The following is a 15872-nucleotide window of genomic DNA, read 5'->3' on the forward strand; positions in this document are numbered from 1 at the left end:
AGCGAGAACTGCTCGAATCAGGCAAACGTTGACTGTAAATTTAAATGTGCTCCCATGCCTGAGAACAAAACGAACAGCAATCGTCGCGATTTCCTGACAGGACGCATCCTGAAACAGGCGATTGAGAATACCGGCGATAATCTGGCCGATTATCTCAATCAGTCAACTGAAGAGTTCGCGGCCCCAACAGGTGGTTCCACCATCCGCTTGAGTACCCGGGCGATGGCAACGGAATTCGCGATGGTCATGAATCCGGGGCCCAGCCAGCAGGTCATGCGTGCCTCAGACGCGCTGGATCTGATTCATGAATACGAACAACTCATGACGGTCTACCGTAAAAGCAGCGAGATATCGCGCGTCAATGCCACAGCCGCAGAGGGACCTGTCACCATGGACCTTCGCCTGTTCGAGATTCTTGATCGCGCGCGTCAGATCTGCCTGGATACAGAGGGGGGGTTTGACCCTTCCTCGGGGCCCTTAATCGCATTGTGGCGTGATTGTCGCCTGGAGGGACGCCTTCCCACACAACCGGAAATTGACGCCTGCCTGCAGCATACCGGCATCGATCAGTTTCTGTTCGATCACGACGCGGGAACCATCCAATACAAATCACCAGAGAATGAACTGAATCTGGGAGGCATCGGCAAAGGTTATGCGCTGGATCTCGCCGGTCAGTTTCTGAAGTCAGAAGAGCAGGAACACTGGCTGTTTTATGGTGGATTCAGCAGTATTCTCGCCACAGGAATTCACAACGGGCTACCGGGCTGGCCTGTGGGGATCAAGAACCCGCTTTTCACCAGCCAGCGACTGGGCACCATCCTGCTGCAGGATTGTGCCATGTCAACCAGCGGTTCTTCGGTACAGCATTTTCGACATCAGGGGAAGCGTTATGGACATATCCTCGACCCGCGCACGGGCTGGCCGGTCTCGGAATTACTGTCTGTAACGGTTATTGCCCCTGATGCAGCCCTCGCGGACGCCCTTTCCACCGCTTTTTACGTAATCGGCATCGAAAAGGCACTGGAGTATTGCGAGAAGCATACCCAGGTGGGTACGATTTTAATTCCCCCCCCTGCCCAAGGCAGAAAACTGAGTCCGGTAATTCGTGGAATTCCGAATGAGTTTCTGTTCCTGGATCGCGACCAATTGTTGTCACAATGATTTGTCGTTATAAAGGATTCTCTGAAGAACAGGTTCGTAGATCGCACGTTTTCTGGTCACGATTGCTCGTTTCCGAGAGCGGTAAGACGGCTGGTTCTGGGTCATCTGACTCAGAATTCATGTTCTTTCAGGAGGCATAGACGCCAGGGTACGAACCATAGCCGTTCATTCTTTATTGGAATGAAACACGCCAGAATCGTCATATTGAATCAGATTACTGAAATATTGAATCAGATTACTGAATTAGAAATCCCCTGAAAAAAAGAGGGTTTACGAGTGCAAGATTTAAAGAGAATTACAGGTATTGCTATCCTGTTCATCGTCATTTTACGCCTCTGTATCGGCTGGCAACTGCTCTACGAAGGCCTCTGGAAAATTGATACGCTCAGTTCCAATCGCCCCTGGACTGCCGCTGGTTACCTTAATAATGCCAAAGGGCCATTTCGGGACCATTTCCGAAACATGACCGGCGACCCTAATGACTTGAACTGGCTTGACGCAGACAAGGTCAAAGCGAAATGGCTGGACTGGGAACAGCGTTTCCTGAACCACTACCCAAACCTGACTGACGCCCAGAAATCGCGGTTAGACCAGATGGTCAAAGGCAGCGATTCGTTTGCTGCAGTACTGAGCGCCTTACCCCCCAAGGTCGAATTCAATGGCAGCCTGGGAAAAGTCATTGAGTATGACCCCAAACGCAAACGATTAATTGTGAATGGTGAAACACATCTCACCCCTGCTGAAAAACAGCGTCTGCAGAAGATGGTGCCTGTCAAAAAAGGCCCGGATGGCAAATTAACCGGGGGCACTCCACTCGATCGCGAGTATTACGAAGCAGTTGAAAAAGTCTACGCCCGCTCTGCCCGACTCAGTTACATCGAAAAGATGCAGGCTTCACTGCGAGGCAATCCGGAATTGGCAGGACAGATCGACGTCGAACAGGAAGGTACAATCGACGGGAAACGCGTCGGAAAAATCGAGCAATACAAAATCGCCTTGGATCGCTATGAACAGCGACTTGCCAATGCTGACCAAGATTACAAAGTGGATCACCTCAATAAAATCTGGTCGGAAATTCAGAGCATGAAAGCCAGCCTGGTGAACCCCATTCGGGCCATGGAAGATGAAATGGAATCGGAAGCCAGCAAATTGCTCACTCCCGAACAACTGGCAGCAGGCCCGGTTCCTCTCGAAAACACGCAGATCCATCGCGTGAACATGATGACCATCTACAGTCTGACAATATTGGGGGTTCTACTCCTGATTGGCTTCGGTACCCGGATCGCAGCACTTGCTTCAGCAGGAATGCTACTCTCCTTCTATCTGGTCATGCCTCCCTGGCCGGGAGTACCTCCAGTCCCGGGACCTGAACATAGTTTTATCGTCAACAAGAACCTGATTGAAGTGTTGGCACTGCTGGCCATCGCCGCGTTGCCTACGGGAACCTGGTTCGGCATTGATGGACTGGTTTACCGTTTTTTCCATCGTCAAAAAAACAAGACAAACAAAACCAACTGATTCAGTACAATTGACGTAAGAAATAAAGGTACATCTAACAAAGACCTTGTTTCCCGCCTATAATTAACCCAATTATCACTCTCTACGGATCACAGCTACGCATTGCGTACCAGGAGAATAAGAAATGAATTTGACTCCCGAACAGGAACAGATCGGCAAAGATAACTTTAACGAAGCCGTTTCTTTTACGCGTCGTGATTTCCTCACGACAGCAGCAGCAGCGGGTACCGGATTAGGTGCTGCCTATTTTGGATACGAAGAACTCAAAGGGAAACCAGTCAAAGTTGGTTTCATCGGCACAGGAGATGAAGGCAGTGTTCTGATCACTCAGCATCCGCCTGAATACATGGAAATTGTCGCGATTGCCGACCTGCGTCCGTCGAACCGTAAGAAAGCGTTTCACGGTCACGGCAATGAACACCGCGTTGGCCTGATCAACAAATTAGGTCAGGAAAAAGCGTCGAAAATCAAACAGTTCGATGATCATAATAAACTGATCGCCGCAAAAAATGAGCTGGGTCTGGAAGCAGTTGTGATTGCAGTCCCTCTCAGCCAGCATGCTCCCATCGCCATGGCAGCGCTCGACGCCGGGCTGCATGTGCTCTCTGAAAAACTGATGGCTCACAACATCACTGAATGTAAACAGCTCATCAAGAAAGCAAAAGAGAAAAACCTGCTGCTCGCTGTAGGGCATCAACGCCACTACAGCGTGCTATATGACAATGCAAATCAACTTGTAAAAACCGGTTTGCTGGGCGACATCCGACACATTCGTGCTCAGTGGCACCGTAATAACAGCTTCCCCGGCAGAGACAGCTGGCGTAAAGATGTTCCCAAAGAAGACAAAGCGGCGCTCGCCCAGACAGTCAAAGAGTATGGCTACGACAACATGGATGAACTTATCAACTGGCGTCTGTATAATAAAACAGGCGGTGGTTTGATGGCCGAGCTGGGAAGTCACCAGTTGGATGCCTGCAGCATCTTCCTGGGCAAAGTTCACCCATTGGCAGTACAGGGATATGGCGGCAAAAACTTCTACGGAGTCAAAGGCATCGGTTCCAAGGATAAACAGGAAGACGATCGCGAGATCGACGACCATGTGTATGTCACCTTTGAATTCCCGGGGCCTCACTACGATCCAGAAACCAATCCCCGCGATATCTGCATTGTGACTTACTCCTCAATCAACACCAACCGCTGGGAACCTTACGGCGAAACAGTGCTCGGCAGTCGTGGGACCCTGATTATGAAGACAGAAAAAGAAGCGCTGCTCTTCAAGGAATCCAGCCCCTCTACCGGTGGGGGCGGGCCCGATCAGCGTCTGTGGGTCATCAAATCCAGCGATGGCAGTGGACCGGTTCTGGATGCCTATGAAACGACAGCTCCTTCTGCTGCTGCTTCAGACACAACCAAAGCCATGGGAGATGAAATCAGCCGAGGATACACCGAAGAAATGGAACATTTCTGCCACTGTATCCGAACGGACAACCACAGCGAGCCTAAAGATGGCGGCCTGAAATGTAATGGAACCGTCGCGATGGCCGATGCCATCATGGCATTGACATCCAACCTGGCCATGAAACATAAGGTTCGCATTGAATTCAAGCCCGAATGGTTTGATCCCGATAATCCGGCCACACCCGAAGCAGATTTTGCTGACAAACTGGCCTGATCGCAGTCTATTGAATTCAGACTCAATTTCGATCATGATTCCACAATGCCGAGGAATAAACTCCTCGGCATTGTTTCTTTATAAATAGTCATCGCAATAATATAGTCATCGCATCCACTGCAAAGGGGAACCACGTGTCGGAAGGACGCAAGGCAGGCCTGTTTCTCATCTTCGTAACGGTCTTCATCGATCTGCTCGGTTTTGGAATCGTATTACCGTTACTCCCTCGCTACGGCGAGCACTTTGAAGCAGGTGGTACCACACTCGGACTGTTGATGGCCTCTTTTTCTGCCATGCAGTTTCTGTTTGCTCCCGTCTGGGGTCGGGTTTCTGACCGCGTAGGACGCCGCCCGATTCTGATCCTGGGTTTGCTCGGATCAACATTTTTTTATGGTATGTTCGGATTCGCGACTTCTCTGGGCAAAACCGGTATGTTCCTGGGGATTGATGCCCTCTCCTGGTTATTCATCACGAGGATCGGTGCCGGAATCGCCGGCGCTACGATCCCCACCGCGCAGGCTTATATCGCAGACATCACCGGCCCGAAAGAGCGTGGAAAAGGGATGGCCTTGATTGGAGCCGCCTTTGGTATCGGCTTTACATTCGGCCCTCTGATTGGTGCCGCTTTCGTTTCGGCAGAAACAGGCGCCGCACCCAGCGCTGCACCTGGCTATGTCGCATGTGTACTGTCTGGAATGGCTGCTCTGCTCTCGATTTTCATTCTGCCTGAATCCCTGACAAAAAAATCGACCGATTCCCTTGCCAAACGTCATCACTGGTTCGATATCGCCAGTTTTCGTCATGCCTTGGCACAACCGCGTATCGGGCTGATCCTGCTGGCAATCTTTCTGACCACCTTCGCGTTTGCTCAATTTGAATCCACCCTTTCTCTGCTGACTCAAGAACTTGGATTCGCTGCCCGCAGCAACTTTTTCATTTTTGCTTACATCGGTTTCATCTTAACTCTCAGCCAGGGAATTCTGGTCAGACGACTGATTCCCAGACTGGGTGAATATCGCATGGGACTCATTGGAATCGTCCTGATGGTCGCTGGCTTGATGCTGATCGGCGTAGCTGGAACTTCCGGTTCCTACACAATGCTGTATGCCGTACTCCCCATTTCAGTGATTGGTTTTTCTGCCACCACACCTTCACTGCAGTCACTGCTCTCTCTGAATACTTCAGATGAAGAACAGGGGGGAATTCTCGGCGTCGGCCAGAGCATTTCTGCCTTGGCCCGGATTCTTGGGCCACTCGCGGGAATCATTCTGTTTAAGGGAACCAAGGGAGGGCTGATCACAGGCAGCATTACTGCACCCTATTGGGTGGGTGCCGGGATCATGTTACTCGGACTGATCCTGATGTCCGTCTTAAAATCAGGTTCGACTGACAATGAAACAGGGTCCGAAATCTCAACACCAGTTGAAACATAGCTTGTGCCCTGGTCTATTACAGCACGCTCGATCACCTGTGATAACCCGGTCTTGCTCTGTTTTTTTGTTTGTGTTAATGATATGCGATGTTTAAGTTGAAACCATATAATGCACACACAAACGGGCACAGATGCGATGCGCGCTAATATTTTCAAATCAAACTGGTCCCGCAGTATTCTGTTGGCTTTGGCTGTTACCCCCTTTATTACTGCCAGTTTCGCGCACTGGTCTGGCTCACGCGTGCAGCAATCACTGGCAGCAGAAGCAAAACCGGCGTTGGCGTTTGAAACTTACCTGGTTGATGCCCGTATGGTCAAAGAAACAGCCCGGGTTGTCGGGGCTCGTTTCCGGTTTAAAAACCTGAGTGAACATACCGTGACTGTCACAGAACTTGTCCCCAGTTGTGGTTGCCTCAAACCACGCTTGGAGAAAAAAGTCTACGCACCGAATGAATCCGGCGAATTTCAACTGAAAATGGAAACAGCCAGTGAATCACCGGGCCCTAAAGAATACTTCGTTGACTTCAAATATGAAGACACGCAGGAACGTTCCACTCGCCTGACATTTAAACTGGAATTGCCTGTTCGCAGGCTGGTCGTCAAACCGAAAGCACTGGTGATCTACCAGTTCACACCAGGTCGCACCATTCATCCACTGACCGTTTCCGACTATCGAGGTGGTAAGGATTTTGAAATCACCAGCGTCGAAAGTACTTCCAAATACGCCACAGTAAAACTGGCAGAACGGGAGCTCGATAAAGGGGTCACCTCCCAGAAACTGGAAGTCATTGTGGAGAACCTGGTGCCTCCGGGAAAACATAACGGGATGATCGTCATCAAAACCAATGACCCCGATTTCCCGGAACTCTATGTCCCGGTTATCATTCAGGGCCCTGATCAGAAAACAGCCCTGCAGAATCTGCCTGTTTCACCTAACGCCAATTAGGGTAACCGCTTCCAGCTCCGCGATGACTTGTGAATCAAAATTCTCTCTTTTTAGGATTTTTGACTCATTTTTTGTACGGGAAGTACCCTTCAGCCCCACTATTTAAGGGTAGAGAAACCGTACTTTGCGGATCTCCCCACAATCCTCTTTCCTACAATGGTGCTGTATGCGTTTAACACTGCGAACCCTGATTGCCTATCTCGATGATGTCCTCGAACCTTCTCAAATCAAAGAGATCGGCCAGAAACTGGAAGAAAGCAGCTATGCTTCCTCGCTGGTCGAACGTATCAAGGACGTATTACGCAGGCGTCGTCTGACGGCTCCTGAAGTTGAAGGTCCCGGTTCAAATCCTGATCCGAATACCGTAGCAGAATATCTGGACAATACACTCACGCCGGAAAGCGTCGCCGACGTAGAAAAAATCTGTCTGAATTCGGATGTCAATCTTGTAGAAGTGGCTGCCTCACATCAGATTTTAACACTGGTTTTAGGCGAGCCCGCCACTATCAACCCGGACACCAGAGATCGTATTTACGCTTTGGGACCGGCTCCTGCAGGCGCTCAGATAGAGGCTGACACAGCTGGTGCAACACCCTTGCCTCACGCATCCGCTCCTACCTCAGAGACGACAGTACAGCATCCTTCTGCAGCCCCTTTGCGGAACCCGACACCTGTCAAACAACAGCCGATGCCGGCAGAAGAACCCGAACCCTTCTCTTCGCGCATACCAGATTATCTCAAAACCAAACCGCTCTGGAAACGGGTGACACCCTACTTTCTGGTCCTACTGGCCGCCGTGGTTTGGGCAGGCCTGTTCTTCAGCGACAGTACCTACTTTCCGCCTATTTTTTCCGGCGGTGACAAATCAGACCAGATGGCCAACAATTCCGTAGAGAACCTGGAAGTAGATCTGGGACCGTCCCAAACAATCCATAAGCAGGAAATGACTCCCGAATCGAGTTCTCCCGCTGTTCCCACACCAAAAAAAGAGCCAGGTGAGAAGCCACCCGTTTCATCTCCGGAGAAAAATGAACCGGCAGGTGAAGCGGTAGCAATGAATACCAAACCTCCGGCATTTGATCCCCCACCACCGGCAGACGCTGCAACAGCAGCATCCACAACCGGGCCGGTTCCAGCAACGCCTCCGGTAACGGAACCTCTGCCGATTCCTGCCACTAACGAACCACAGCCACAATCGGCACAGGCAGAACCATCTGAACCCCTTACGACTGATGGTAAAACCGTTGCCATGAAAGCCAGCAACAGTAAGGCACCAGCGCCCGCTCCACCGAAAATCGAAATGGCTGATGTCGCGGAACAGGCACCAGCAGCGCAGATTGAGTCGGAGGACGGCTACTTTCTGGAACAGGTTGATAAAAAACATGAGCTGGCTGATAAAAACGACTGGGTAATACTATCCAAGGTCAGCCCGATTCAGGTTGGGACAACCATTGCCTCGCCCGAACCGTTTACAGCTAGAATTAATATCCCCGAAGCACTTTGCAAAGTCGTACTTCTTCCTGGAACGGCAGTCACGTATACTGGCAAAAATAAAGCCGCAGACATGGGTTTCCAGATCCAGGAAGGCCGCATCCGTATTGAAGCATCCCGTGGCTTGAATGATGCCAGAGACGCAGCCGGCCCGGTGCTGTCAATCAAAGTAAACAACGAACTCTGGCGCATCGACCTGGTCACCAGAGACAGTGTGTGTGGCATTGAAATTGTTCCAGTTCAACCCAATACACCAGGACAGATTCCCGACGCTGATAATTATTCAGGGATCCTGTATGTCTACTCGGGCATGATTCGCTTTTCTGACGGGAAAGGAAAAGTCCAGACGATCGACGCCGGACACTGGATGTCTCTGTCAGCCAGAGATCGAGCCAAGGGCCTGATCAATCCCTCTGGCTGGTCTAAACCACTGCGTGTGCCACACTGGGTAGAACCCGATTACAAAGACAACTCATATCTCTCACGCCGTCTAATCGCCGCTTTCGCCAAAGAACTGAAAGATGGCCAGCTCATTTCACTCACCATGCCGGCAATTTCCAAGGACCTGAAACCCAATGTGTCTGATCTGGCCACCAAATCACTGGCATTGACAAACCGTTATCAGGAACTGGTGAAAGTACTTAATGAAGTCGATCACCATGAATCACGTATTGCTGCCATCAATGGCATCCGCAACTGGCTGCTCCGTGACCCGGAAAATGGAAAACTGCTGACAGAATCCCTGCAAAGCCAGTTCTCCCCTCAGATGGCAGAAATAATTGAACGCCTGCTCTGGGGATTCCAGCAGGAAGATGCACAAGACCGGTTTATCTCAGGCCGACTAGTAGAATGGCTTGAGAGTAATAATGTCGCAGTTCGCGAACTGGCTTTCAATCATATCAATCAGTTAACAGGACGCTCAGTCGATTACTCAGCAATCGCGACACCAACTCAAAGACGGGCTACTGCACGGCGCTGGTCCACCCACATTGAAAAGCATGGCTCATTACTTGATCCTCAAGAAGTTTCCCCGGCTTCGCCAGATAAACCAGCCCTCCCGTAATGGTAACGAGAGATCCAGTGGTTATACAGCAGATTTTCCCTGTTGGGGATGTTCTATCTTCATCTTCAACAGGGACTTGTGTCTTGAGACATTTCTCAGTCTTCGCAGAATTTTTGAAGGGATATCGAAAAACTCCTCTTGCTGCAAATCTCACAGACTGCTATCTTCCTCGCACTTCTCTCCCAGTCATTTCCTGATCGACTTTTCAATACCATAAATCTACTTCCCCTATCCAAACTATTTTTCCGACAGCATGAAATTCAGAATAGGACTCTGAACCATGCTTACAAACGATGGAGCTGTGCACGATGCACTTGACCCGGATCAAATATTCATTTATCGGCAATCTGACCATTCTACTTTCACTGGGAATTGTCACACTTTCCGGCTGTAATTCGATGCATGGCGTTGCCAGTAATGAAATGGGAAATGGATATTATCAACGCGGTGAATATGCCAAAGCCCGCGAGTCATTCACGCGTGCAGTCGCCGACAATCCCAGCAACCCGGATTATGTCCATAATCTGGCAGTAGCCATGGAGAAAGAAGGAAATCTGGCAGGGGCCGAACAGACATATCAGAACGCGCTGCGAATAGACCCGACCCATCAGCCCTCACACCATGGCCTGGCTGAGTTGATGATCAGCCAGGGACGCCAGCAGGATGCTGTTCAGCATATTACTGCCTGGCGAGATACCCAACCTTACATCGCCGAATCACACCTGGAAATGGCCTGGCTGCTAGAACAGTCGGGAGACATCAATGGTGCAGAACAGTCACTCAAAGCAGCAGCAAATGTAGACCCGAACCATCCCAAAGTTTTAGCTCACCTGGGACAGGTCTATCAGCAGACGGGTCGCTCGGAAGAAGCGATTGCCATGTATGAGAAATCACTCTACTCAGAATGGTATCAGCCTCAGGTACAATCCCGTATTGCTTCCATAAAAAAACCATATGACACTGGCAACTCTCAGGATCGCATCGTAGCAAAAGGCTGGGAACACGGCCCGATGGGGAATGGAAGCCTGTTGCGATATCGAACTCGTACGGCACAGGCAAGTTATACACACCCGCTGCCGACATATACGACAGGCGGAACAACAAGTACTGTCGCCATGATGAATGCGGGGCAGATCAGTCAGGCAGGTGGCTACAGTAACCAGGTTGTTACCTCTCAGCCAATGCTGGTAGCTCCGGGAATGACGGGACAACCAATTCAAATGGGAACTCCGTACATGACCGCTTCTCCAGAACCGATCAATGTCGATCCAGCCCACTTCCCGACCGAACCAGCCACAGCAGGCACCCCGATCGTTCAACCATACTAGTGGAGTGTCATTTTTAAAATTTGGGTTGATAGATATCACGAGAGTGCGACAACGGAGCACGTAAACAATACCCCCAACCCTCAATTTGTAGCTTGACAAAGCACTAGAGCGATTCACATTTAACCATAGCGTCTCTCAATCGATTATGCTCGGTCTAAATGGCTCTGGAGACGCTACAGTAAAACTGGACACAGTCTAATGCACCATGGTTGAAAGACTGCGGGAATACTATGCTGTTCAAAATCTCTACTCACAGACATCCCGGATGCGTTGACCCATCCTGGACTCATGATAGAATAAACGTCCCGCGGGATGTGGCTCAGCCTGGTAGAGCGCTGCGTTCGGGACGCAGAGGTCGCAAGTTCAAATCTTGTCATCCCGACTTTTAAGTTTTTTTGTATTAACGACTTGCAAAAACGATTTTTGGTCCGTTATCCACCAGGTCACCCTGGTCCGTTAAGTGGTCCGTTATTCTGTAATTTTTCATGCAAAATTACAATGTGCTGAGCCGGCCAGAATGGCTGCTCCCGTGCCACTCCAACAAACGAGCAGAACAGCCATGAAAACAACAGAACACTGAGTCGTGTGACTGGTGTCATTCGTGGGGACACGTCACTGGTAGTCGAGACTGATAACCATTCTGACGACGTTCCACTTCCACCAACAGTCTTGAAGCTGGTTCCGGTTGACGGAAAATCCGCCCGACTCACTCTCCAGGCACCGCGGCTCGGCCTTGCTTATAAAGTTCTGGTGGATGAATACCAGCTGGGTCGTCACAACATCCCATGTTTCATCCCGGCAGAAGGCAATCAATTACTCTGCACGATCTTCCAGAGAGTCTTAAAAATTCGGGGCCTCATACAGTGGAAGTGATTAGCGTCAACCGCACGGGCCAGCAGTCGCAACCTGCCCAGGTAAAGGATGAACTCTTCAGAGTCGCACCAATCAGTATCTCGAAATTGCGTCCGCTGCCCGCTGCCACGCTACCCATTTCTGGTGTGGAGCGATTCCCGTTACTGACAAGTATGACCGGGAGGGTCGCGCCGTGAGCAACTTGCCCCCCAGATTATCGGACACATAATTCCCTGTACGATGGACAGCGTATTCACTTGAAGGCCTCCGCTGGTGAAGTGATCTGCTTTCAGGTGCTTCTGCGTGGTGACAATGAAGTTTCAGTCAATTGCTACCTCAATTCTCTTGACTGGCGTGTGGACTTGATCCAGCCAATTACCGGGCAGACGGGGAGCGTAATTCCTTCTCAGCGGAGTCGCGGAAAGAATTGTGCGAAAAACTTAAGTGGTCTTTCATTGTGGACAAAAGGTCATTCTTGAGGCAGCTGGCCTTGAAGCCTGAGCGATGCGCCATTGCGTCCCTCAGCATCTCATTTTTAGTATGTGTCCAGTGCTATAAAGACGTTTTACTGAATTATTCTCAATATTATTAAAGAATTTTCAAATTACACCGGGAAGACCAGCCGGGTTTATGCAGATAAGCTGGTAGGTTATTTATTAAATAAAATATGTTTATAAAAAACGTTAATCTTCGACCATGAAACAGATATTTACACATTTTTCAGCACCTGGTAACAGATTGGAAGACACACCGGAACAGCGGTCCGAGCGAGAACTCAATTATGAGTTCATTAAATATCTGACTCGAGATTATCAAAGGCTGTTTTCCTACATCGTCACATTCAGTCCGAATCGTCAAGATGCGGAAGATTTGATGCAGGAGACGGTGATTCAGATGTGGGGAAAATTTAGCACCTTTGATCAGGACCAGGAATTCTGTCGATGGGGCATCGGGTTTGCGCGTAATGTGGTGCGGCAGTACCACCGAAACCGCAAGCCCACTCATCTTGCAATGGATGATGAGTTGCTTTCCAAACTTTCATTTGAACGGCTGGCTGCGGAGGATTTGCTGGAGCTGCGTCGCGAAGCAATGCAGGAATGCATTGCAGGGCTTCCTCAGTCTCAAAAACACCTACTCAATTCCTGTTACGTGGAACACTCCTCTGTTTCTGGAGCTGCAAAGTCGCTGGGGCGAACAGTCACGGCGCTTTATAAAGCGCTGCATCGCATCCGTGCCAAGCTGATCAGTTGCATTGACATGCGGTTGAAACGCAGGACTCAGGATGGGGGCTGCTGATATGATTGCCGCTGATTTTGTTTCGCCGTCAGATTTTATACCGTTAATTGACAGGTTCATAGATGGAACCTCTACTCCGGAAGAGGCAGAGCAGCTTAAGGAACTGTTGCTAGCGCGGTCTGATGTGAGGGTTGAGTATTTCATTCGACTTGATCTGCATGCAACCATTCTTGCCAATCAGTCTCCCGTTTCAAGCGAGCATGATTTATTAGAATTCAGACAGTTTCCATCAGCGGTCCAGAGTGGATATTCCCATCGACGACCGGTCATGGCTGCTGCAGTGGTCGCAATGATACTTTTTTGCGGCATGCTCGTATATTGGTTTAATTTACCCCCCAAAGTGGCAGTGATCACTCAGATTGATGAGGATGTGCAATTTGTCGGTGAGTCGTTTGCCGTAAATCGTGAGCTGAAAGCAGGTCAGGAGGTAAAACTCGAGCGTGGGAATCTGGCTGTTCGATCCACTTCAGGGGCAGAAGTCATTATACAGGGACCCAGTGTTTTCAGATTGCTGACAGACAATTCTCTCTCTATCGATTACGGTCAATTGAATGCCTATGTCGGGACAGATAAAGCGTTCGGGTTTACAGTCGAAACGCCCGCAGCATTGCTCAAAGACTATGGAACGCGGTTTGTGCTTAACGTCAATCGAGATGGAAAAACACAGGCTGACATCAGCTCTGGCGAAGTCACACTGGCCTCCCGAGCAAAAAAAGGCTGGTTTGTCCCCCAGCGATTAGTCGCGAATCAGTCCATGATTGCGGAACGTGGTCAAGAGCTGCGTAAAATTCCCTACCAGATACCAAAGTCTCACTTTCCCACACATTGGACTGCTCATCAGAAGCAGAGTGCCCTGGAAATGTTAGATCAAGCCATTGTGAGTGATCAGGCCTATGTTTACTGGCGCGCCAATATGGATGATCAGAATAGTTTTTACAGTTTGACGGGTGACCAAATCAGATTACGGGTCAAAGAATTATCAGAACGTTACCCAAAGATCAATGATGCCCCTGGCTCACTGGATACTGATACCAGAAAAAAACTGCTCTCTTCCAGTTCACGAACCTATCTTCAATCGGGCCAGAAACTGGATTCACTACTGGAGGGTGATTTTACTATCGAACTGCTGGCATCGACCCCCACCACGAATCAGCAACAATCGATTATACATATGCATGCACTGAATGGAAATCTGAATACCAACATCGGTCTTGAATTCACGGATTGGGAATACAATCCTCCCAGACTAACCAGTAATTTTGCACTCAGGTGGTATTTGCGAATTCCCGCTGCAGACAATGGCGGGATTGAACTTCGTCCAAATATTCCCATCAAAGCGAATCAGATTTATCCCATTACGATCGTACAGCGAAATGGATTCTCATACATCTACATCAACGGCAAGCTGGTTGATCAAAGTGAAAACCGGGTATTACCAGATTCTGCCAATTCTAATTTTGTTCTGGGAATGCACGTACTTGGCGAACGTAACCCAGTGCGGGAGTTTATGGGTAATCTTTATTACCTGGCATTATATAAAAATGCACTAAGTGAAGAAGCTGTCCGCTCTCATGCTCAACTCGCGCTGTCGGCATTTCAAGAATAGGCGCGGTCATTATTTTTTGTGATTTAATTTGGAGGTGACTTATGAAAACAAAAGACATTCGACGACAAGGATTTACTCTGATTGAACTGCTGGTTGTAATTGCTATCATTGCCATCCTCATTGCCTTGCTATTGCCAGCAGTACAGCAGGCGCGTGAAGCAGCACGACGAAGTTCGTGTAAAAACAATATGAAACAGATCGGCCTGGCGCTGCACAACTATCATGATGCCTTCAGTACGTTTCCCATTGGCGCACGGGGGTTGAATGGACCAAACTGGCGAGCCGCTTTACTGCCGTATATTGATCAGGCACCTGCTTACAATCTGATCGATTTTGAAACAGGCAATTTCAAAGGGAATGATTATTCGAATCTCGATGTTCTCAGAACACTCAGAGTTGCTAATTATCGCTGTCCTTCAAGCACACACGAAATGGCGTCTTCGGGCACCGTCTCAGATGCTAATGACAACACGCTCCAGGGGATGAGAATCGATTACGCAGGTATTGCTGGTGCCCATCCGGCTCCCGGCGGCGCAACCGCCTGTGGCTCTTCCACCACCTATGGCTTGAATTATTATTGTGATAACGGATTGCTCGCACCACACAGTGTGTTTCGCATTCGAGATGTGACTGATGGATCGTCGAATACCATCATTACTGCCGAACAGTCAGGGCTGGTCAACAACACAGATATGCGAGCCAATTATCATGGCGGCTGGTACGGAATGGCCAGTAACCACACCAAGCCTTCCAAGGTGACAGGTTCGGATGGAAAATTTTATGGGGCGGGTACAACTTCGGTTAGATACCCTATTAACAGCAGCTGGAAATCGGGAGCTCCTTCAGGAGCGGACAACTCCTATGACGGTAATACGATTATCAATTCTTTTCACACCGGTGGTGTTCACGTCGCTCTCGCCGATGGCGCTGTCCGATTTATATCAGAGAATATCGACTTTACAACACTGACACAATTATGTGCCCGCAATGATGGTGAAGTCATTGGTGAGTTCTAAGAAAGTCTCCATAAATCATAATTCCATTCAAATATCTCTAAACAGAAGAAAAAGCGGAAAGAAATATTCTCGTGAATAAATTGATTCCAGGCGCGTTGATGATGAGTCTGATACTTGTCGGCTGTGGTGGAAAAACACCCGGCACTGACAAAAAAATGGGCTCTGTTAAATTCAGCGTTACCTATAGCGGCGATCCGGTTACTCAAGGCACGATTCAAATTCTCGCAGACGGGGGAAAGGCGGCGGGAGGAGAGTTAAACGATGCGGGTGAAGTTTATCTCTCGGATGTTGAAACAGGCAATTATACGGTCTGTCTCGCGCCACCGACTGCCAGACCCAACCCCGAAGGCGGACCGCCAATCATGCCGAAAAAAGCTGAAAATGTTCCCGATAAATATTATTCACCTGAAACCAGTCATCTGAAAGCGGAAGTGAAAGAAGGCGACAACGAATTTACCTTTGAATTGAAAGAGTAAATTCAGGTAGCGTCG

The 15872-nt window shown here is 49.4% G+C and carries 11 protein-coding genes and 1 tRNA gene; all 12 read left to right on the forward strand.

Going from position 1 to position 15872, the window contains the following annotated elements:
• The first annotated feature begins 54 nt into the window (after positions 1–54).
• The 12 genes from Pan161_RS15760 (at position 55) to Pan161_RS15815 (ending at position 15857) form a co-directional block, all read left to right on the forward strand.
• Entirely contained in the window at positions 55–1161 is a 1107-nt protein-coding gene (locus Pan161_RS15760) for an FAD:protein FMN transferase (protein WP_145228557.1), read from the forward strand.
• 276 nt (positions 1162–1437) lie between these two features.
• Positions 1438–2679 (forward strand): DoxX family protein, encoded by a 1242-nt coding sequence (locus tag Pan161_RS15765; protein ID WP_145228558.1) that lies wholly within the window; start codon positions 1438–1440, stop codon positions 2677–2679.
• 124 nt (positions 2680–2803) lie between these two features.
• Entirely contained in the window at positions 2804–4351 is a 1548-nt protein-coding gene (locus Pan161_RS15770; protein WP_145228559.1) for a Gfo/Idh/MocA family protein, read from the forward strand.
• A gap of 134 nt (positions 4352–4485) precedes the next feature.
• Positions 4486–5784, forward strand: coding sequence for an MFS transporter (locus Pan161_RS15775; protein ID WP_145228560.1), 1299 nt, complete (start codon positions 4486–4488; stop codon positions 5782–5784).
• Positions 5785–5892: 108 nt separating this feature from the next.
• Positions 5893–6729 (forward strand): DUF1573 domain-containing protein, encoded by an 837-nt coding sequence (locus tag Pan161_RS15780; protein ID WP_145228561.1) that lies wholly within the window; start codon positions 5893–5895, stop codon positions 6727–6729.
• 166 nt (positions 6730–6895) lie between these two features.
• The gene (locus tag Pan161_RS15785) at positions 6896–9283 is read left to right on the forward strand and encodes a hypothetical protein (protein WP_145228562.1); all 2388 of its coding nucleotides are present in this window, start codon (positions 6896–6898) and stop codon (positions 9281–9283) included.
• 308 nt (positions 9284–9591) lie between these two features.
• Positions 9592–10611: a tetratricopeptide repeat protein gene (locus tag Pan161_RS15790; RefSeq protein WP_197995327.1), complete on the forward strand. Its 1020-nt coding sequence runs from the start codon at positions 9592–9594 to the stop codon at positions 10609–10611.
• A 308-nt stretch (positions 10612–10919) separates the two neighbouring features.
• Positions 10920–10993 (forward strand) — tRNA-Pro (locus Pan161_RS15795).
• A 1208-nt stretch (positions 10994–12201) separates the two neighbouring features.
• Positions 12202–12759, forward strand: a complete 558-nt coding sequence (locus tag Pan161_RS15800; protein WP_197995328.1) for a sigma-70 family RNA polymerase sigma factor — start codon at positions 12202–12204, stop codon at positions 12757–12759.
• Entirely contained in the window at positions 12746–14365 is a 1620-nt protein-coding gene (locus Pan161_RS15805; RefSeq protein WP_145228565.1) for a LamG-like jellyroll fold domain-containing protein, read from the forward strand. The genes Pan161_RS15800 and Pan161_RS15805 overlap by 14 nt, the downstream gene beginning before the upstream one ends.
• A gap of 41 nt (positions 14366–14406) precedes the next feature.
• Positions 14407–15381, forward strand: a complete 975-nt coding sequence (locus Pan161_RS15810; protein WP_145228566.1) for a DUF1559 domain-containing protein — start codon at positions 14407–14409, stop codon at positions 15379–15381.
• 71 nt (positions 15382–15452) lie between these two features.
• A complete protein-coding gene (locus Pan161_RS15815) occupies positions 15453–15857 on the forward strand; it encodes a hypothetical protein (RefSeq protein WP_145228567.1) in 405 nt (134 codons plus the stop codon).
• The last annotated feature ends 15 nt before the right edge of the window (positions 15858–15872 follow it).

Source organism: Gimesia algae (assembly GCF_007746795.1).
In the GTDB taxonomy this organism is placed as follows: domain Bacteria; phylum Planctomycetota; class Planctomycetia; order Planctomycetales; family Planctomycetaceae; genus Gimesia; species Gimesia algae.